We start from the raw sequence: 21226 nt of genomic DNA on the forward strand, positions 1-21226 counted from the left end.
TTATTTTTCTGTAGCGCGTTGCAAACGGTCATTGATCGACACTCCGAGATCAAAATCAGGTAATCTCTCCGCTATAATAAGATCTAATCCAAGTTTGTCTAAATGATGCAGTGATTCGTACAAATTCGCCGCAGCTTCTTTAAGATCGCCACTTGGAGACAAAACTTTTTGATAAACATCTTCAGAAGCCTGAACATTTTTAGAAAAAAGCAAAACTCCAATTTTTTTGTCAGGAAATAATTTTAAAAATTCTTCCACATCATTTTCCAGATAAGTTGGCGTGTTCGGCGCATAATGCCTCAACAACATTCCGGGAGCATTTGGAGCGATCTCGTCTTTATTTCTAATGATTATTTTTCCGACAACCTTTTCAATTTCCTCTGTGGAAATCGCGCCAAATCGGTATAAAATCGGCTCGTCTTCTTCAAAACCTATGATGGTAGATTCGATTCCATTTTTACAATCGCCGCCTTCCAAAACCATTTGTAATTTCTCCCCAAAATATTCCGCTACATGAATGGCTTTTGTTGGACTTATACTACCGAAAGGATTTGCACTCGGCGCTGCTAAAGGAAAATTTAGAGAGCGTAATAATTCTAATGTCACCGAATGATTCGGCATTCTTACCGCGACAGAATCTTTTCCGGCAGTAACGAGATCAGGAACAGATTCATTTTTTTTTAAAACTAAAGTTAAGGGTCCCGGCCAAAAATGTTCCGCCAGTAATTTCGCTTTCGAAGGAAGGATTTTCACCAGCTCTTCCAGTTGATTCAAACTGTGAATATGAACGATCAACGGATTAAAAAACGGTCGTTTCTTCATTTCGAAAATCTTCTTTACCGCTTTTTCACTAAAAATATTCGCTGCTAAACCGTAAACCGTTTCCGTTGGAATTGCGACCAATTCTTCATCTTTTAAAATTTCAACCGCTTTGGAAATCTCATTCGAAATCATAATTTTAGTTCTGTATTTTATTCGTTATTAAAAATGCATTTAAAGTTTGTCGCAGTTGGTCGTCAATTTTCATCGATCAGATGCAGGGAAATTTGTGATCTTATTTCTAAAATTTTCCCTTCTTTTTCTGCTGAGTCAATCACTTTTGAAATCGCTTCCAAAGTTTCTTTCAGTTGCGCAATTCTTTTTAATGCCGATTCATCTTCTCTGCCGAAACGTTCCTGAGAACTAAAATTTTTCATCCGGTGAAAACGCATTTTACTTTTGTAAATACTGAAGAGTATTTCGCGGCTTTCTTTAGGTAAAAATTCGCCCTCAATTAGGGTAAAAGTTTGTTGATGTTCCATTAATGATAATTTTGAATTGAAGATTTTGCACGGAGAAAAAATAGTATTAGTTTTAAAAATAAAGTCCAATACAGGATCGGACTTTATTTACACACAATTACTAAAAAAATTTAAACTTGATTCTTATTTTACTGACCTTGACCTAAAGAGTACGCTGCTTTACCATCAAACTCATAGAGATTTTCGGTTTTAACGACGTCTATTTTAGCGTCTAAAGCTTTAGCTAATAAAGTGATAATATTATTTTTGTACAGCGTTTTTCCCGGTTGTGCCTGATAACGACATCTCCAGTGATCGGTGCAGAATGTCTCAGAAAAACCTTCCGGCCAAACCTTAATTCCTCTATTGGTGATCATAGTCAAATGCTTGTTTTCGGTATTGATGCTCTGTAATTTTTCCGCCAGTTCATTCGGATCGGTTCCTCTCCAGTCGACAAATAGATCTACGCCAACCAGTTGCTTATTCATTGCAGGTTTCTTTACATATTTCGGTAGATTGAGGACCGCATCTTTTACAAATTTGACAGGTTTCAAAACGGAAGGTTCATGACCTAAATTTTTGATGACCGCATCTGCAAACTCGCTTGTTCCGACCTTTTCTTTGCTGACTCCGTCTTTAAAAATATCATAAGTGTGAATTCCATCTTCGATTGTTTTTAACCAAGCGTTTTGTACTTTTTCAGCAACGTCTGTTTGTCCGATATGATTCAACATCATAATTGAACCTTGCAGCAAACCTGAAGGATTCGCCAGATTTTGTCCGGCACGTCTCGGCGCAGAACCGTGAATCGCTTCGAACATCGCACATTCTTCGCCGATATTTGCAGAACCTGCTAAACCAACTGAACCTGCGATCTGTGCCGCGATATCTGAGATCACGTCTCCGTATAAATTTAAAGTCACGATCACATCAAAAATTTCTGGCGTATCTGCCATTTTAGCCGCGCCGATATCGATGATCCAGTGCTCGTTCTCGATTTCCGGATATTCTAAAGCGATCTCATCAAAAACTTTGTGGAATAATCCATCGGTTTGCTTCATGATATTATCTTTCGTGAAGCAAGTCACTTTTTTTCTGCCATAAACTTTAGCGTATTCAAAAGCATAACGAATGATTTTTTCACAACCTGGACGACTGATCAGTTTTAAACACTGAACAACTTCATCTGTTTGCTGATGTTCTATTCCACCATAAAGATCTTCTTCATTCTCGCGGACAATGACAATATCCATTTCATGATGTTTCGTTTCAACAAAAGGATACAAACTCATGCAAGGTCGCACGTTGGAATATAATCCGAGAAATTTTCTGGTGGTCACATTCAAACTTTTATAACCGCCGCCTTGAGGAGTCGTGATGGGCGCTTTCAAAAAAACTTTGTTTCTTCTGATCGTATCCCAGGATTCGGAGGCAATTCCGTTATTATTTCCGGCGAGATATACTTTTTCGCCGACCGGGATTTCATCGATCTCGATCTGCGCTCCTGCTGCCATGATAATTTTCAAAGTGGCATCCATAATTTCTGGTCCAATGCCGTCTCCTTTTGCTACTGTAATTCTTGTCATTTTATTTTTTTTGATGGGACAAATTTGGAGTTTCTAATTCATATATTTTTATTTATATTTGTAATACTATCCATAAATAATTTTTATGAATTATACTTTAAACCAACTTCGAATCTTTTTAAAAGTCGTACAAACCGAAAGCGTTACCAAAGCTTCGGAAGAACTTTATTTGACACAACCAGCAGTTTCCATACAGCTCAAAAATTTTCAGGATCAGTTTGATATTCCTTTGACAGAAGTTGTAGGAAGGAAAATTTACATCACCGATTTTGGAAAAGAAATTGCGGAAGCTGCAGAAAATATAATCAATCAAGTTCACGAGATCAATTACAAGACTTTAGCATATAAAGGCCGATTAACAGGCAAACTAAAAATTTCGGTGGTCTCAACGGGAAAATATGTGATGCCTTATTTTCTGTCGGAATTTATAAAAGAACATACCGGCGTCGAACTGAATATGGATGTCACCAATAAATACCAGGTTTTAGAAAGTCTGGAAAATAATTCGGTGGATTTCGCGCTCGTTTCTATTTTACCAACAACTCAAAACATTGAAAAATTAGATCTCCTTCAAAATAAATTATATCTGGTTGGAAGCAGCGATTTAGAAATTAAAAGAGGAAGTTCTACGAAAGAAATTTTTGAAAATCTTCCTCTTATCTTTCGGGAAAAAGGTTCGGGAACACGACAAACAATGGAGAAATTTTTTGCGGAAAATAATATTTCAGTTCTCAAAAGAATGGAACTTTCCTCCAATGAAGCAGTAAAACAATCATTATTAGCGGGTTTAGGGTATTCGATCATGCCTTTGATCGGGATTAAAAATGAATTACAAAAAAAAGAATTACAAATTATTCCCATTAAAGAATTGCCCATCAAAACAACCTGGAGTTTGATCTGGTTGAAAGGAAAAAAGCAAACTTTGGTTTCTGCTGCCTATTTAGAATTTCTGAAAAAGGAGACCTCGAACATTGTGAACAGTAAATTTATGTGGTCTGAATTGTATTGAAAACTGAAATTTTTTGAATTCTCATTAAGAAAACAATTTGCATGAGGAGAAAAACACTTTAGGTTCATTCAACCCAATTTTCTTAAATTTGACCGATGAACGAATCTCTCTTCAACTTAGCCGAACATACGAACCGCAGTATTTTTCTTACCGGAAAAGCCGGAACCGGGAAAACGACTTTTCTGAATGATTTTGTGAGTAAAACCAACAAGAAACATATCGTTGTTGCACCAACCGGAATCGCGGCGATCAATGCAGGTGGCGTTACGATTCATTCGATGTTTGGACTTCCATTGAGAACTTTTCTACCAACGACGGACAGAGTTGACAGCAATACGGCGAATAATATCGCTGATCTGATGCACCATTTCAAATACAGAAAAGACAAACTGAAGTTGTTGCGAGAACTAGAAATTATCATCATCGATGAAGTTTCTATGCTTCGTGCAGATGTTTTGGATATGATGGATTTTTCTTTGCGTTCGGTTCGGCGAAATCAGCAGAAATTTGGAGGCGTTCAAATGTTATTTATTGGAGATCTTTATCAGTTACCACCAGTTGTTCGCGACGAATATGTTCTAAAACAATATTACAATTCTCCTTTCTTTTTCGATAGTTATGCTTTAAAGGAATTGCCTTTAATTACTTTAGAATTAACGACCGTTTACCGCCAAAAAGATGAAAAATTCTTAGAGATCTTAAATGAAATTAGAGATGGTGCCGTTTCTGATATCGATTTTGAAACGCTTAACGAAAGATATATTCCAGATTTTGAACCGACCGATGAACCTTATGTTTACCTGACTTCGCACAACAGAATGGCGGACGAAATCAATCTGAAAAAATTAAAAGAACTTAAAGGAAAATCTTATTTCTACAAAGCGGAGATTACGGGTAATTTTAATGAAAATCAATATCCAAACGAGGAAGTTTTAGAGTTGAAACAAGGTTGTCAAATTATGTTTCTGCGAAATGATGCAAGTGGAGAAAAAAGATATTTCAATGGAAAGTTGGCTGAAGTTGTGGAAGTCGGAGAAAAAGAAATTTCAGTAATCATCGATGGTGAAGATGAGATTTACCACCTTAAAAAAGAGACCTGGGATCAAAAACGCTATTCTTTGGGAGAAGATAAAAGTATTCAGGAAGAAGTTTTGGGAAGTTTCAAACAGTTCCCAATTCGTTTAGCGTGGGCGGTTACGATTCATAAATCGCAAGGTTTAACTTTCGACCGTCTCATTATCGATGCCGGAAAATCTTTCGCTTCCGGACAGGTTTACGTAGCACTTTCGCGGTGCCGAACTTTGGAAGGAATCGTTTTAAAATCTAAAATTACGCCTGAAGTTATTTTCTCTGATAAAAGAGTTTCTAAATTTCAGGATGAAACGCATGCCAATGATCGGGTTGAAGAAATTCTCAATACCGAAAAATACGATTACAGCATCAAAAAAATTGCGAGTCGATTAGATTGCAAATGGATTTCTGCCTCCCTCGAAATGTGGTACAACAGTGCAAAATATAGCAAATTTCTGGATCAGGACAAAGCCAAATTCGTTTACGGCAGTTTAAAACCTGACGTTGCAAAATTTGGACAGATCTTTGAAAAATTCGAGAAAATTATTCAACAGAAAACGCATAAATTCATCGAAGGTGAGGAAGAATGGAGTGAAATTGAAACCAAAGCGAAAGGCGCGGTCAATTTCTTTTTCAGCAATATCAATGAAAAAGTTTTTAGCCCATTAAAAGAGTTTTATGCCGAAAGCAAAGGGGTAAAAGGTTTGAAGCAGTACAACGAAGATTTCCGTGTATTTCTGGATGATCTCGAAGATTACCTGAATGATCTGAAGGCCGTTCACCTCTTAGAAACGCCACTCTTTGACAAAACGATCGATGTTCCGGTAAGTTCAAAAATCGCAAAAATCCCGTCGCATATTTTGACCTTTCAACTCTTTGAAGATGGAAAAACAATTCCTGAAATTGCGAAAGAAAGAGGTTTGGTTACGGAAACGATCTACGGACATTTAGCAAAGTTCGCCGAACAGGGTTTGCTTGATATTAAAAGGATTTTTGACAAAGACAAAATTAAAACCTTCGAAAAGGAATTTAAAAAAGCTTCCCATGAAACCTTAAATGACTGGAAAAGAGTTTTGCCAAATGAATTTGAATTTAATGAAATAAGGTTGTTGCTGAATCATTTTAATTATAAGAAATAGTTTTTTGAGTAGAAAAAAGATAGCAGATGAAAGCGAAAAGAATTTAAAAGTGATTAGTAATAAAATCTTTATAAATGAAAAATCCCGATTCAAATTGATGAATCGGGATTTCTGTATTTTAAGCGAGAATTATAATTGCAACTTATTCTTTCACTTCAACTCCTTTCCAGAAAGCGACATAATTTTTAATGTTCATAGCCGCATCTTTTGGACTTGGATAAAACCAGGCGGCGTTCTCATTCTTTTTATCGTCAACTTCAATATTATAGTACGAAGCCTGACCTTTCCATGGACACGACGTGTGATGATTGGTTAGTATAAAAAAATCTTTGTTAATGCTGTCTTCCGGGAAATAGTGATTGTTTTCTACTACAATCGTTTTGTTGCTTTCTGCTATTGTCTTGCCGTTCCAAATTGCTTTCATGTTTCTTTAAATTTGAATGTTAAAATTATCCATCATAAATTTAGAACTAATAGTTCTAAAATTCCGAAATGTTCAATTGATTTTATCTAATTAAAAGTCCATTTTGGCGTATTGATAAAACTCTATCTAAATGAATCGCCTACTTTCCATGTAGCTCATCTTCTATTTTTAACCAGTACTAAAGAGAACTACGATTCAGCATTATCTAAATTCAAACAATCTGTTTTAATCTTTTTATTTCTGGGGATTTTTGATCCTCTCTTTCTAAAACTTCCAGATAATCACGTAGTAAATTTTCATAATAACTGAAATAAGTACTGTCAACTAATATTTGCAGTTTGGAAATAATATTATTTTGTTCAGGTTTATCGGCGGATTTTAACAGCACAAAATAATACATGATCGAATAATATTTTTCCCAGCCAATCCCTAAATTCTCGAGATTCACTTGACTCAAATATAGATCGCTATTTTGTTGATCACCCATCTTCTGATAGGCGGTTGCACAAAGAATTTTCCAGACTTCATCGTGTGTTTTTTTTCTTTGGGACGGAATAAAATATTTATCACCGGCTTTTTGAAAAGTATTATTCTCGATCAAAAATTTCATTTCTTTGGTTCGGTTCGTGAAAATCAGCGACTCTAAAACCGTATACTCAAAGCTGCAGACCGACTTTTCTGAAGCTTCTACATACTGTAATCTCACCTTTTTCATTTCAGCAAAATACTTTCTGAACAAATATTCGTTGCCTGTAAAATCTGCGTAAAGCAATTGAACGCCATATTTTAAACCTGCAGGAATTAGATACACCTCTTCGGTGAGTTCAGTATCCTTCACCTTTTTGATATATAAGTCCATTAATTCTTTGTTCTGAAGCAGGAAAGCACTTTTGAAAAGAAATCCGTAGGCGAAAATTTTTGCCTCGTTGGTTGTACTAAATTTCAGATAAGCCGAAAAATACTGGGAATATACAGTGCAAAGCATGTCTCGCGAAGGATGATTTTCGATGAAGTATTTTCTGGCCATCGGAAAAGACATGAGACGACGATGCGTGGTGACCAAAAGTTCTGCAGAATTTGTGATTTGCTTACAAAGTTGTTCACTTTTTTCCCAATAATTTTCTTTGGTATTGTGCGTATCTCCAAAAAATCGCTCCAATTCTGTATTGCTGTAAGAATGATTAAAATGCTTAAAATCTCCATACCCACAAAATTTTGAAAGAAGATCTAAGGTAAACTGACTGGATTCTGAAGTAGATTTTATCAAAGCAAAAAACCGTCGCAGCGTTTGTGCGCTGATGTTCGTATTAAATTTCTGTGTGAGTAAACTGGCTAAATTGATACAATCTGTCGCGGTATTTATTTGCTTACCGAACTGTCTCATCACATTCTTCTGAAGCTGATCAACAATTGTATTTTCTTTATTCATAGTATTACTTCCTTATCAAATATAGCGATAATAAACAGGATTTTGTACACTATTGTACAAAAAACGCTTTATAATTTATCTTAAATTTGCACCCTAACACAAATGATGAAATTAAATCTATTTTCAACTTATTAAGTGATACTGCTTTTATTAAGTTTAATATTTTAAAACATCGAAAACCTTGCTTGAATAAAGTGAGGTTTTTTTATTCTTATAAATTCTGAAATAACGTATAGAGTGACCTCAAAAAAATTAAAAAATTAACTCATATGTTACTTATTTTCCTAAACTTTTCTAGCCGAGAATGATACTGGTAACCTTAATTAATAAAAACTCCAGAAATTCTAGCCGTGATGGGAGCGGCATCCTTTTTTGCCTCGTCTTCAGACGAGGTAAAAAAGATAGAGCGGACAGCGCGTAAGACTTTTTGGGAGCGCGAAAATAGTGTTGCTTCTAATTGGGTCACAAAAAATCCCGATTCAAATGAATGAATCGGGATTTCTATTTGTAAAACTTTGTCAAAGATTTAAACTTTGACAAAGTGATCAATTTACGCTTGTACGTTATTTTGTCCTAATACGAAAGGCTCGATTTCTTTGATTTCGCCGTATTGTTGTTCGTAGTTTGCTAAGTTTTGTTGCAATGCAGCCATTACTCTTTTAGCGTGAAGTGGAGCAAGAATTACTCTTGATCTTACGTTCGCCTGTTGAACTCCCGGCATCATCTGGATGAAATCTACAACGAATTCTGATGGAGAATGATTTACCAATGCAAGGTTGCAATAAACTCCCTGAGCAATCATTTCGTTTAGTTGAATGTTGATGTTGTTTGGATCCTGATTTTGATTTTGATTGTTGTCCATTTTTTTGAAATATTTTTTAATTATAAATTTTTGTTTTTTTAATATCTGAACTGAATTGCCACTTTATTTTAACGCCAGGAACGCAAAGATATTCTTATTACTTACGAATAAATTACGGAAGCAAAGGCGTTTCACTTAGCAAAGGTCGCTATTTATTAGTAATAGCTCGATACTGATATTTTTATAGTTTGAGTTAAGGTGATGCGGATTTTGATTTGACTCGAAACCCGCATCCCGAAACTCGTATTAATTAATGTCTTCGAATTCTTTTTTAGAACCGACGATCACGTTTTGGTAATCTTTAAGACCCGTTCCTGCAGGGATTCTGTGTCCTACAATTACGTTTTCTTTCAGACCGCTTAGGTAATCGACTTTCCCTGAAACTGCTGCTTCGTTCAAAACTTTGGTAGTTTCCTGGAACGACGCTGCTGACATGAAAGATTTGGTTTGTAGGGCCGCTCTAGTAATACCTTGCAATACCGGTGTTGCCGTTGCAGATAATGCTTCGCGAACTTCTACTAACGCAAGATCTTCACGTTTCAGTTTAGAATTTTCGTCTCTTAATTCTTTCGTAGTAATCATTTGACCAGGTTTGAATTCTTTCGAATCACCTGCTTCTACAACTACTTTCAAGCCGAACACTCTGTTGTTTTCTAATAAGAAATCATATTTGTGCTCTAAAGCTCCTTCTAAGAAATGAGTGTCTCCACCATCAACAATTGAAACTTTGGTCATCATCTGACGAACAATAATTTCGAAATGTTTATCATCAATTTTCACCCCCTGAAGTCTGTAAACCTCTTGAATTTCGTTAACGATATATTCCTGAACTGCAGTTGGTCCTTTAATTTTCAAGATATCATCTGGCGTAATTGATCCATCAGAAAGTGGGGAACCTGCTCTTACGAAGTCATTTTCCTGCACTAAGATCTGGTTAGACAGTTTCACCAAATACTTAGAGATCTCTCCAGTTTTTGCTTCAACGATCAACTCACGGTTTCCTCTTTTGATTTTTCCGTAAGATACAACACCATCGATTTCTGTAACGACTGCTGGGTTTGAAGGATTTCTCGCTTCGAACAATTCGGTAACTCTTGGCAGACCCCCTGTAATATCTCCAGATTTTGCAGATTTACGTGGAATCTTGATCATTACTTTACCGGACTTAATTTTCTCCCCGTCGTTTACCATAAGGTGGGCTCCGACTGGAAGGTTATAAGCTTTTTGTTCTACTCCTTTGGAATCAACAACTTTTAACGTTGGTACAGCTTTCTTGTTACGAGATTCAGAAATTACTTTCTCCTCGAAACCTGTCTGCTCATCGATTTCCAACTGGAATGAAATACCTTGGATAATATCTTCATACTCTACTTTACCAGCAGATTCTGCAATAATTACCGCATTATATGGATCCCATTTCGCAATGGTATCTCCTTTCTTCACTTTATCACCTGGTTTCACTAATAATTCAGAACCATAAGGTACAACGGCAACCATTAAAGGTGTTCTCGCTGCATTGTCTGCTACCAAACGGAATTCTGTAGAACGTGAAACTAAGATCTCAGCTTTTTTACCTTCTTCATTTTCTGAAGTTACAGTTCTAACCTCATCCATTTCAACGATACCATCACGTCTTGCAACAATCGATGGATTCTCGGTAATATTACTTGCAGTTCCCCCTTGGTGGAAAGTTCTCAATGTTAACTGAGTTCCCGGTTCCCCAATGGATTGTGCTGCGATAACTCCTACTGCTTCACCCATGTGAATTGGTTTCCCTGTTGCTAAGTTACGTCCGTAACATTTCGCACAGATTCCTTTTTTAGCTTCACAAACTAGTGGTGAACGAGCTTCAACCATATCGATTCCTGCTGCTTCAACTAATTTAGCCAAAGCTTCGTTAATCAACTGATCTGCTTCAACAATAATTTCATCCGTTTCAGGATCATAAATATTGTGAAGAGAAACTCTACCTAAAATACGCTCAGAGATTCTTTCAACGATCTCATCATTTTTCTTTAATGGCGTAATTTCAGTACCTCTTAATGTTCCACAATCGTTTTCAGTAATGATCACATCCTGTGCAACATCTACCAATCTTCTGGTCAAATAACCAGCATCGGCAGTTTTTAGAGCGGTATCCGCAAGACCTTTACGAGCACCGTGAGTAGAGATAAAGTATTCCAAAATTGATAAACCTTCTTTAAAGTTCGCTACAATTGGATTTTCAATAATCTCAGCTCCTGTAGAACCCGCTTTTTGAGGTTTTGCCATCAATCCACGCATTCCTGAAAGCTGACGAATCTGCTCTTTGGAACCCCTTGCTCCGGAATCAAGCATCATATAAACTGAATTGAACCCACCTTGATCGGTTTTCATTCTGCTCATGATCATCTCGGTTAATCCTGCGTTGGTATTGGTCCAAACGTCAATAACCTGGTTATATCTTTCAGTATCTGTAATAAGACCCATGTTATAGTTGGCCTTAATTTCGTCTACATTTTCTACTGCTGTTGCAATCATTCCTTTCTTTTCAGCAGGAATTGCGATATCTCCTAAACTAAATGATAGTCCACCTTTGAATGCATTTGCATATCCAAGATCTTTCATATCATCCAGGAAACGAACAGTTGTTGGGAAATCGGTATCTGCCAGAACGCGTCCAATTACGTTTCTTAATGATTTCTTCGTTAAAAGTTCATTAACGTAACCTGATTCTTTCGGTACGATCTGGTTGAATAAAATTCTACCTACAACCGTTTCCGTCAATTGAGTAACGATTCCTTCTTCTGTTTTGATCGGCAATCTACATCTTACTTTTGCGTTCAATGCTACCATTCCTTCAGCATAAGCGATCTCTACTTCTTCCGGAGAATAGAAAGTTAAGCCTTCACCTAATACTTTCTTGTCTTCTGTTGAAGCTAATTCTTTGGTCATGAAATAAAGACCCAAAACCATATCCTGAGAAGGAACGGTGATTGGAGATCCATTTGCAGGATTCAAGATATTCTGAGAACCTAACATTAGAAGTTGTGCTTCCAAAATCGCTTCCGGTCCTAAAGGTAAATGTACCGCCATTTGATCCCCATCAAAATCCGCATTAAATGCAGTTGTAACCAATGGGTGAAGTTGAATTGCTTTTCCTTCGATCATTTTTGGCTGGAATGCCTGGATCCCAAGTCTGTGCAAAGTAGGTGCTCTGTTCAAAAGTACAGGGTGACCTTTCATAATACCTTCTAAGATATCATAAACAACAGGTTCTTTTCTGTCGATGATTCTTTTTGCAGACTTTACCGTTTTTACAATTCCTCTTTCAATTAGTTTTCTAATGATAAACGGTTTGTACAATTCTGCCGCCATATCTTTTGGAATTCCACATTCGTGCAATTTCAAGTTTGGTCCTACAACAATTACGGAACGTGCTGAATAATCCACACGCTTTCCAAGTAAATTTTGACGGAAACGACCTTGCTTTCCTTTCAATGAATCTGAAAGTGATTTCAATGGTCTGTTTGATTCAGATTTTACCGCTGATGATTTTCTTGTGTTATCGAATAATGAATCTACAGATTCCTGCAACATTCTTTTTTCGTTTCTTAAGATCACTTCAGGAGCTTTAATTTCCAAAAGTCTTTTCAAACGGTTATTTCTGATGATTACACGACGGTAAAGATCATTTAAATCTGAAGTTGCAAAACGACCTCCATCCAATGGAACCAATGGTCTCAATTCTGGTGGTATAACTGGAAGAACACGCATAATCATCCATTCAGGACGGTTAACCATTCTGGTATTTGCACCTCTGATTGCTTCTACCACGTTTAGTCTTTTCAATGCTTCCGTTCTTCTTTGTTTAGAAGATTCGTTGTGTGCTTTGTGACGTAAATCGAAAGACAATGCATCAAGATCGATTCTGCTTAATAATTGCTCAACCGCTTCAGCACCCATTTTGGCGATGAATTTGTTCGGATCGGAATCATCAAGATATTGATTTTCAGCAGGAAGCGTTTCTAAAATATCAAGATATTCTTCTTCTGTTAAAAATTCTTTATCATCGAAATCAGCACCATCGGCTCTTTTTGCGATACCTTGCTGAATCACGACATATCTTTCATAATAAATGATCATGTCGAGTTTCTTTGAAGGCAATCCTAACATGTAACCAATTTTGTTCGGTAAAGAACGGAAGTACCAAATGTGAGCTACAGGAACAACCAAACCAATATGTCCGATTCTTTCTCTACGCACTTTTTTCTCAGTAACTTCTACTCCACAACGGTCACAAACGATTCCTTTGTATCGGATTCTTTTGTATTTCCCACATGCACATTCGTAATCCTTTACAGGACCGAAAATTTTCTCGCAGAAAAGACCATCTCTTTCCGGCTTGTGCGTACGGTAATTAATTGTTTCGGGCTTTAGAACTTCACCACGGGAATCCTGTAGGATATTTTCCGGAGAAGCAAGACCGATCGTAATTTTAGTAAAATTACTTGTTTTATTTTTATTTGACATTTGTTAGATTTTAGATTAAGATTTTAGATTTTAGATTTTTTTCTGAATGAAACATTCAAAACTTTTAATTTAAAACTTAAAATTATTCTTCCAGTCTTACATCAAGACCAAGTCCTTGTAACTCATGTAACAATACATTGAAGGATTCCGGAATACCTGGTTCAGGCATTGCTTCTCCTTTTGCAATTGCTTCATACGTTTTAGCTCTACCAATCACGTCATCGGATTTCACAGTTAAGATTTCTCTAAGGATATTCGAAGCACCAAATGCTTCCAATGCCCAAACCTCCATCTCACCAAATCTTTGTCCACCAAACTGCGCTTTACCACCCAAAGGTTGCTGCGTAATCAATGAATAAGGTCCGATTGAACGTGCGTGCATTTTATCATCAACCATGTGTCCTAATTTCAACATGTAAATGATTCCAACGGTTGCAGGTTGAGAGAATCTTTCCCCAGTACCACCATCATAAAGATAAGTGCTACCAAATTCCGGAAGATTCGCTTGCTTGGTATATTCTGTAATTTGGTCAATATTAGCACCATCGAAAATCGGCGTTGCGAATTTTAAACCTAATTTTTTACCAGCCCATCCAAGAACGGTTTCGTAGATCTGACCAATGTTCATACGGGAAGGTACACCCAGTGGATTCAATACGATATCAACCGGAGTTCCATCTTCAAGGAACGGCATGTCTTCTTCACGTACAATTCTTGATACAATCCCTTTGTTACCGTGACGACCCGCCATTTTATCACCAACGTTCAGTTTACGTTTTTTAGCAACATATACTTTCGCTAATTTGATGATTCCTGCAGGTAGTTCATCACCGATAGAGATTGCAAACTTCTCCCGGTTTTTAACACCGTTCAAGTCATTAGACTTAATTTTGAAGTTGTGGATCAATTGTTTGATCAACTCATTTCTTTCAGCATCAACCGTCCAGTCTGCTCCACTTACATTTACATAATCTTCAACAGATTGAAGTAATTTTGTAGTAAATTTCACCCCTTTTCCGATGATTTCTTCATCAAGATCATTATTAACTCCTTGAGACGTTTTACCGTTTACAAGTGTTCCTAATTTTTCAAGAAGCAGATTTCGAAGGTCATCATTTTTACCTTTGTAGGTATTTTCGATCTCTTCTAATTTCAATTTCTCCTCAGATCTTTTCTTTTTGTCTTTGATATTTCTTGAGAATAATTTTTTGTTGATGACAACTCCTCTCAACGATGAATCAGCTTTCAATGAAGCATCTTTTACGTCTCCGGCTTTGTCTCCAAAAATCGCTCTCAATAATTTTTCTTCCGGAGTTGGATCTGATTCTCCTTTTGGAGTAATCTTCCCAATCATAATGTCCCCAGGTTTTACATCGGCTCCAATTCTGATCATTCCGTTCTCATCTAAATCTTTTGTTGCTTCTTCTGAAACGTTTGGAATATCTGCTGTTAATTCTTCCATACCCAATTTGGTATCCCGAACTTCCAAAGAATATTCATCAACGTGGATCGAAGTAAACCAGTCTTCGCGAACTACTTTTTCGTTAATAACGATCGCATCCTCAAAGTTGTAACCTTTCCAAGGCATGAAGGCAACAACTAAGTTACGTCCAAGTGCCAATTCTCCGTTTTCAGTTGCATAACCATCACAAAGAACCTGTCCTTTTACTACTTTATCACCTACTCTTACGTTTGGTCTCAAAGTAATGGTCGTTCCCTGATTGGTCTTACGGAATTTGGTTAATTTATACGATTTCGTTGCAGAGTCAAACGATACAAGATCGCTGTCTTCACTTCTTTCATATTTAATGGTAATTTTTACCGCATCAACATATTCTACCGTTCCGTTTCCTTCAGCATTAATTAAAATTCTGGAGTCACTCGCAACTTGTTTTTCTAAACCAGTTCCAACAATCGGAGCTTCTGGTTTCAACAATGGAACTGCTTGACGCATCATATTCGATCCCATCAACGCTCTATTCGCATCATCATGTTCCAGGAAAGGAATCAATGAAGCAGAAATACCAGAAATCTGATTTGGTGCAACATCAATTAAATCTACCTGTTGTGGCTCAACTACTGGATAATCACCGTCAAGACGAGCAATAACTCTATCCGTAGAAATAGTACCATCATCAAGCATCTCAACGTTTGCCTGTGCAATTACTTTATCTTCTTCATCTTCAGCATTCAAGAAAATAGCAGCAGTTTTAAGATCAACTTTACCGTTGTTTACTTTTCTATAAGGCGTTTCGATGAAACCTAAAGTGTTAATTTTTGCATAAATTCCTAAAGAAGAAATCAAACCAATATTTGGTCCCTCTGGAGTTTCTATCGGACAAATTCTTCCGTAGTGCGTATGGTGAACGTCACGTACCTCAAAACCTGCTCTTTCTCTTGAAAGTCCACCAGGTCCTAGAGCAGAAAGTCGACGCTTGTGCGTGATTTCTGATAATGGATTGGTTTGATCCATGAACTGAGATAATTGATTCGTTCCGAAGAATGAATTAATTACAGAGGTTAAAGTTTTTGCGTTTACCAAGTCGATCGGAGTAAAGATCTCGTTATCTCTAACGTTCATTCTCTCACGGATCGTTCTTGCAATTCTGGAAAGACCTACTCCAAACTGTCCTGATAATTGCTCACCAACAGTCTTAATACGTCTGTTTGACAAGTGATCAATATCATCAACTTCCGCTTTAGCGTTTACCAATTCGATCAAATGTCTTACGATCGAGATGATATCTTCTTTGGTTAAAACTTCAGTTTTCGCAGGAATATTTAATCCTAATTTTTTGTTCAATCTGTAACGACCAACTTCTCCTAATGAATAACGTTGCTCAGAGAAGAATAATTTTTCGATAATTCCTCTTGCTGTTTCTTCATCGGGTGGATCTGCGTTACGCAACTGACGATAAATATATTCAACCGCTTCTTTTTCAGAGTTGGTTGGATCTTTTTGTAAGGTATTCTGAATAATAGAGAATTCGTGGCTGTTTTCTTTGTGGATCAAAATAGATTTCACACCAGCATCAAGAATAAGGTCTAAATGTTCTTTTTCAAGAACAGTTTCTCTATCTAAGATGATTTCATTTCTTTCAATAGAAACTACTTCACCAGTATCTTCGTCAACGAAATCTTCGAACCAGGTGTTCAAAACTCTCGCAGCCAAAGTACGGCCTTCTACTTTTTTCAACGCTGCTTTAGAAACTTTCACTTCTTCGGCAAGGTCAAAAATCTGAAGAATGTCTTTATCAGATTCGTATCCAATCGCTCTTAACAGCGTTGTCAACGGTAATTTTTTCTTACGGTCGATGTAAGCGTACATTACGTTGTTGATATCGGTTGTAAATTCCATCCAAGATCCTTTGAAAGGGATAATTCTGGAATAATACAATTTCGTTCCGTTGGCGTGGTAAGTTTGACCAAAAAACACCCCCGGAGATCTGTGCAACTGGGTTACAATAACACGTTCGGCACCATTAATAATAAATGATCCAGAAGGCGTCATATAAGGAATCGGACCTAAATATACGTCTTGTACAACCGTCTGAAAATCTTCATGTTCAGGGTCAGTACAATACAATTTAAGTCTCGCTTTCAGAGGAACTGAATAAGTTAAACCTCTTTCCACACACTCGTCAATAGAGTAACGTGGGGAATCTACCAGATAATCCAAAAATTCTAAAACGAAATTGTTTCGAGAATCGGTGATTGGAAAATTTTCTTGAAAGGTTTTGTAAAGAGATTCGTTTAATCTCTGCTCCGGAAGGGTATCCAACTGGAAAAAACCTTTGAAAGATTGGATCTGAATGTCCAAAAAGTCAGGAGTTTCAATTTTTCCTTTAGCTACGGAAAAGTTGATTCTTTCGTTTCCCTGAGTTTTAGCGACTGCTTTAGATTTACTCATAAAAATTTTTAAGAATGAAGGGTTAAAAAATATTTTGTTTAAAAAATATCAGGATTTAGAGTTTAAGTTAATAGACTTTAAGATGCTCAACTTAAATATTTTGCTTAAAAAATTGAATGGTGTTTGAAGCCTCATCTTTCGTTGCACAATATTTTAAAGTCGTTTATCTTTTGTCTACTAGTCTCTTATCTGAGTCCTAACTGCAACACCGGTATATCTTTTCACGGGGTAGTGCAAAATATTTTTTCTGAAAGAAGGGTATTATAAATATCTGGTGAGAAAACGACAAAACCCTTTTAAATAAATAAAAGAGTAAGTTATTGATTTTCAATAGATAATATGATAATTGGCTTCAAACAGGACTGCAAATGTACGACTATTTGTTTGATAACGAAAATTATAATACAAGAAATCAGACATTTACTGATTTGAGATTAGGAAATTCTGTAAGATTGTCCCTAAAAACCTGGTGGCGTAAATCTTGATTGTAATATTACCAATAAAAATTTAAAAAATGCCATATATTCAATCAAAAAATGACAAAAGCCAACAATTTTATTATGAAGAGTTCGGTTCAGGACAGCCGATCATTTTAATTCACGGTTGGCCATTAAGCAGTAAATCCTGGGAATTACAGATTCCTGTACTTGTCGAAACAGGTTTTAGAGTCATTGCATACGACAGGAAAGGTTTCGGGAAGTCATCGGTTTCATCTACCGGTTACGATTATGACGGCTTAACTGCAGACTTGCATGAAATTATTACTGAGCTTGAACTTAAAAATGTAATTCTGTTCGGATTCTCAATGGGTGGTGGAGAAGTAGTTCGCTATCTGACAAAGTACGGATCAGAAAATATAGATAAGGTCGCTTTAATCTCTTCTATTATTCCTATTGTTAAACAGACAGATGACAATCCAGCGGGTGTTCCGGAAAAAGATCTGATGGGAATTTTGCAGCAGGTTAAAAAAGATCGGGTGACCTTTCTGGCAGGATTTCATAAAAACTTCTACAATTTTGGCTTGTTGAAACATTCTGTAAGTGAGCAGCAATTGCATTATGACTGGAGTATTTCCTCTCATGCATCTCCTCTTGCAACGATAAAAACCGCAGAAAGTTGGGCAGGAACAGATTTTAGACCAGAATTAAAAAATGTAACTGTAAAAACCTTGATCGTTCATGGGGACGCAGATCAAATTGTTCCTATTGAAACTGCGGGAAAACAAGCTGCAGAAGGAATTTCAAAAAATGTTTTTAAAATAATAAAAGATGCGCCACATGGTTTGAATGTGACGCATGCAGATGAATTAAATAAAATCCTGGTTGATTTTTTGAAGAATTAATTTGACCTTAACATCAGGAAAGCCTATTAAAAATTTTTTTTGGGTTTACTAATTAAAAAAACCGGCTTCAATTGAAGCCGGTTTTTGATTATTTAAAAATTTATGGTTTCCAAAAACTCCAGGTAGTGCCATTGTAAACCGCCAAACGCTTGTTATAAGTTGGATTTATTCCTTTTACATAAACCATCATTCCCGGTGATGGACTTAGGATATCGGAGACTTTGTCAACTTGTGGTAAAACCATTGCCTTGGTGTTCGATTCTAAGACCAAAACACCATCTGCGGTAGAAACTCTCGCGCCAATAATGGATTTAGCTCCTGCTGGTTCGGTCGTCGCAGGTTGGGTAGATACAGCTGCAGATGCATTTCCATCTTGTCCACTTAAATCAAACCAGCCATTGGTTCCTGGCGCAGTATTAGCGTTGTAAAATTTCATTCTTGCTTTCGAAGGATTCACTACATCTAATAATATAGTACCTTCTACCCGAACAGGTGCACTAGTTGGAAGTACTTTTACATAAGGAACGATAATTCCTTTATTGCCGAGTGCAAACTCCAACAAGACTGAACCTTTATTTGCAGGGGCTACAGTTCCTACTGCATCGCCAATGATCACCTGTGCACTAAAACATGTAATCGAGGCTAATAATATAATTGTGAATATATTTTTCATTATTTTAAATTATTTTGATTATGGTAAAAGTGAGAGGAAAGCTTGTTAGCTTAAAGTCTTTGAAGAGCTCTCACTTTTACTTATTTGTAACTATGGACAAGCGGGAGTAGTAAAACAACTCCATGTTCCACCTGAATAAATTTTTAAGCATTTCGCAAATTCATCATAAACCATCATTCCTTCTTGTGGGTTGGTAATTTTGCTAATATGATTAACTGGCATCGGTAAAACTGGATCACTCGTCATTCTGGTGATCACAAAACCTTTGCTATTGGATTCCAAGACAGTATGCGCACTTTTTCTATTCATTGGCCAACTTAACGCCGTTTCTCCTGCTCTTTGCAGTAAAGTTATTCCATGCTTCGTATCTGATCCTGATGCAGAAGTATTTGGAGTATTGTAGCACGGGCAGTTTGCGTTGTATTCGGGGCTTCCAACGGTATAAAGAAATACTGTTAATGGCGCTCCGCATTGTACAACAGGTCCGGCAAAAGACGCATAATAAGTACCTGGACCTACATGATGAATGTCGGGAACAGGAATCGTTAAATTTACGTCAGTCCACCAGTCTATACCAGTAACACCTGGCGGTAGCACTGCTGGTTCAGAATCTGTAAGATCAACTATACTGGTTGCAAAACATACCCCCACATTAGTTAAAGCCGGTGAAGTTACCGCTCCACAGACAGATAGGACTGCGGTGTCGGCAAAGTTATAGGTAATAACCTGCCCTGTTGCATTGGTTCCATCTGCCATACTTCCATTAATTTTGTGTCCTACATATCCAAATTTGTTGCTACACTGCTTGATAAGAATTGTGGTGTGTCCTCCTGTTTCTACAGCAAGTATTTTGTCTGAATAGTTTAGACCGGTAGCAGAAGAACTATTTCCTGGCATAAAGGTCGGATTTATAGGAAAAGAACCTGCACTACCACCTGCACCTAACATTCCATAGCTGCTGTCTCCCCATGCCCAAATTTTAAAATTATTGGTTACTACGTTGATAGCTGCGGTATAAAACTGTCCGTCATGTTCCTGCGGACTGATCCATACAACATTACTATTTAGGGCGTAAGTCGTTGAGCCAATTGTAGTGCTTGCTGTTGGTTCAAGCCAGTTATTAGAATCCGAAGTACTGCTATCTCCTAATTGTCTTGATTCGTTTTCTCCCAAAGAAAATACACGACCTGTTGTTGAAAGCAGATAATATGTTTTCCCATTTGTTGAAGCAGTCATCCCAATCATTTTCGGAGTGACAGGAGTTGCTCCTCCAGGAATTGTCATTTGTGTTGCAAATGATCTACTGGAGGCTCCAGTATTATTTCCTAAACGTGTATTTGCACCCCAAGTATAAACTGCATAAGAGTCTGTTGTGCTATTGTAAGTAAGTGCCATGAATGCTTGGTATGTACCTCTTACAGCAATTACACCGGTTAATGGTGTGCTTGAAGCCGTAGATACACGGTGCCAAAGAATATCGTTTGCCCCACTATCTGTAGCACCATCTCCGTAGGAGGTTCCTGTAGAAGAGAGCATATAAGCTGCTCCGGAACAGGTTACAATCGTTAAAGCATCTTGGGTACCGAACATCATTTTTACATCACCAGGACTAACGCCTGTAGGAAGCCCGTCTGCTTTGCTGTTAACTGTTACTTTTCGGAATTGATTAGTTGCTATGTTACCAATATTTGGCACCAAAATACCAGCATTTCCCCATATATAAAGCCCGTTAGACGTAAGTACAGCGAACTGTTGGGTGTTCGCATTACTGCCTCCAGCAAATTTTAAGATGGTACCGGAAAGTTGGTTAGCACCAGTGCCGAAATTGGCAGCGTTAACAATTAACGGAGTAAGGGCATTTCCACTGGTCTGAGTAACTCCTTGTCCCCATACTTTTAAGGTTCCATCGTATTCTTTCGCCATGGAAGAGTGAAATACTCCCACCATATTATCATATTCTATGGTTTTAGGATCTACACTGTTTACATA

At 37.1% G+C, this 21226-nt stretch carries 13 protein-coding genes; 3 read left to right on the plus strand and 10 right to left on the minus strand.

Annotation, left to right across the window (positions count from 1 at the left end; all coding sequences use genetic code 11):
- The 3 genes from IV494_RS08960 to IV494_RS08970 all read right to left on the minus strand — a co-directional run bounded on the left by IV494_RS08960 (window position 1) and on the right by IV494_RS08970 (window position 2866).
- A complete protein-coding gene (locus IV494_RS08960; protein WP_196079818.1) occupies window positions 1-954 on the minus strand; it encodes an L-threonylcarbamoyladenylate synthase in 954 nt (317 codons plus the stop codon).
- Window positions 955-1016: 62 nt separating this feature from the next.
- Window positions 1017-1301 (minus strand): hypothetical protein, encoded by a 285-nt coding sequence (locus IV494_RS08965; RefSeq protein ID WP_196079819.1) that lies wholly within the window; start codon window positions 1299-1301, stop codon window positions 1017-1019.
- Window positions 1302-1429: 128 nt separating this feature from the next.
- Complete coding sequence (locus tag IV494_RS08970) at window positions 1430-2866, minus strand: NADP-dependent isocitrate dehydrogenase (RefSeq protein WP_196079820.1); 1437 nt, start codon at window positions 2864-2866, stop codon at window positions 1430-1432.
- A gap of 85 nt (window positions 2867-2951) precedes the next feature.
- Here IV494_RS08970 and IV494_RS08975 point away from each other — a divergent pair, with 85 nt between their 5' ends.
- Both IV494_RS08975 and IV494_RS08980 read left to right on the plus strand, forming a co-directional pair.
- Complete coding sequence (locus IV494_RS08975; RefSeq protein ID WP_196079821.1) at window positions 2952-3875, plus strand: LysR family transcriptional regulator; 924 nt, start codon at window positions 2952-2954, stop codon at window positions 3873-3875.
- Between the two features lie 95 nt (window positions 3876-3970).
- Window positions 3971-6085, plus strand: a complete 2115-nt coding sequence (locus tag IV494_RS08980; RefSeq protein WP_196079822.1) for a helix-turn-helix domain-containing protein — start codon at window positions 3971-3973, stop codon at window positions 6083-6085.
- Between the two features lie 142 nt (window positions 6086-6227).
- On the opposite strand, the gene IV494_RS08985 is transcribed toward IV494_RS08980, so the two are convergent.
- The 5 genes from IV494_RS08985 to rpoB form a co-directional block, all read right to left on the minus strand.
- Window positions 6228-6509, minus strand: a complete 282-nt coding sequence (locus tag IV494_RS08985; protein ID WP_196079823.1) for a DUF427 domain-containing protein — start codon at window positions 6507-6509, stop codon at window positions 6228-6230.
- A gap of 211 nt (window positions 6510-6720) precedes the next feature.
- A complete protein-coding gene (locus tag IV494_RS08990; protein ID WP_196079824.1) occupies window positions 6721-7938 on the minus strand; it encodes a hypothetical protein in 1218 nt (405 codons plus the stop codon).
- A 550-nt stretch (window positions 7939-8488) separates the two neighbouring features.
- Window positions 8489-8800: a DUF3467 domain-containing protein gene (locus tag IV494_RS08995; protein ID WP_039353067.1), complete on the minus strand. Its 312-nt coding sequence runs from the start codon at window positions 8798-8800 to the stop codon at window positions 8489-8491.
- A gap of 246 nt (window positions 8801-9046) precedes the next feature.
- Window positions 9047-13312, minus strand: coding sequence for a DNA-directed RNA polymerase subunit beta' (gene rpoC / locus IV494_RS09000; protein ID WP_196079825.1), 4266 nt, complete (start codon window positions 13310-13312; stop codon window positions 9047-9049).
- Between the two features lie 82 nt (window positions 13313-13394).
- Complete coding sequence (gene rpoB, locus IV494_RS09005; RefSeq protein ID WP_196079826.1) at window positions 13395-17222, minus strand: DNA-directed RNA polymerase subunit beta; 3828 nt, start codon at window positions 17220-17222, stop codon at window positions 13395-13397.
- Between the two features lie 514 nt (window positions 17223-17736).
- Here rpoB and IV494_RS09010 point away from each other — a divergent pair.
- On the plus strand, window positions 17737-18564 hold the full coding sequence (locus tag IV494_RS09010; RefSeq protein WP_196079827.1) for an alpha/beta fold hydrolase: 828 nt from the start codon (window positions 17737-17739) through the stop codon (window positions 18562-18564).
- Window positions 18565-18664: 100 nt separating this feature from the next.
- On the opposite strand, the gene IV494_RS09015 is transcribed toward IV494_RS09010, so the two are convergent.
- Entirely contained in the window at window positions 18665-19237 is a 573-nt protein-coding gene (locus tag IV494_RS09015; protein WP_196079828.1) for a hypothetical protein, read from the minus strand.
- A 90-nt stretch (window positions 19238-19327) separates the two neighbouring features.
- Window positions 19328-20632: an RCC1 domain-containing protein gene (locus tag IV494_RS09020; protein WP_196079829.1), complete on the minus strand. Its 1305-nt coding sequence runs from the start codon at window positions 20630-20632 to the stop codon at window positions 19328-19330.
- Between the last annotated feature and the right edge of the window lie 594 nt (window positions 20633-21226).

This window comes from Kaistella gelatinilytica, from assembly GCF_015679325.1.
GTDB lineage: Bacteria > Bacteroidota > Bacteroidia > Flavobacteriales > Weeksellaceae > Kaistella > Kaistella gelatinilytica.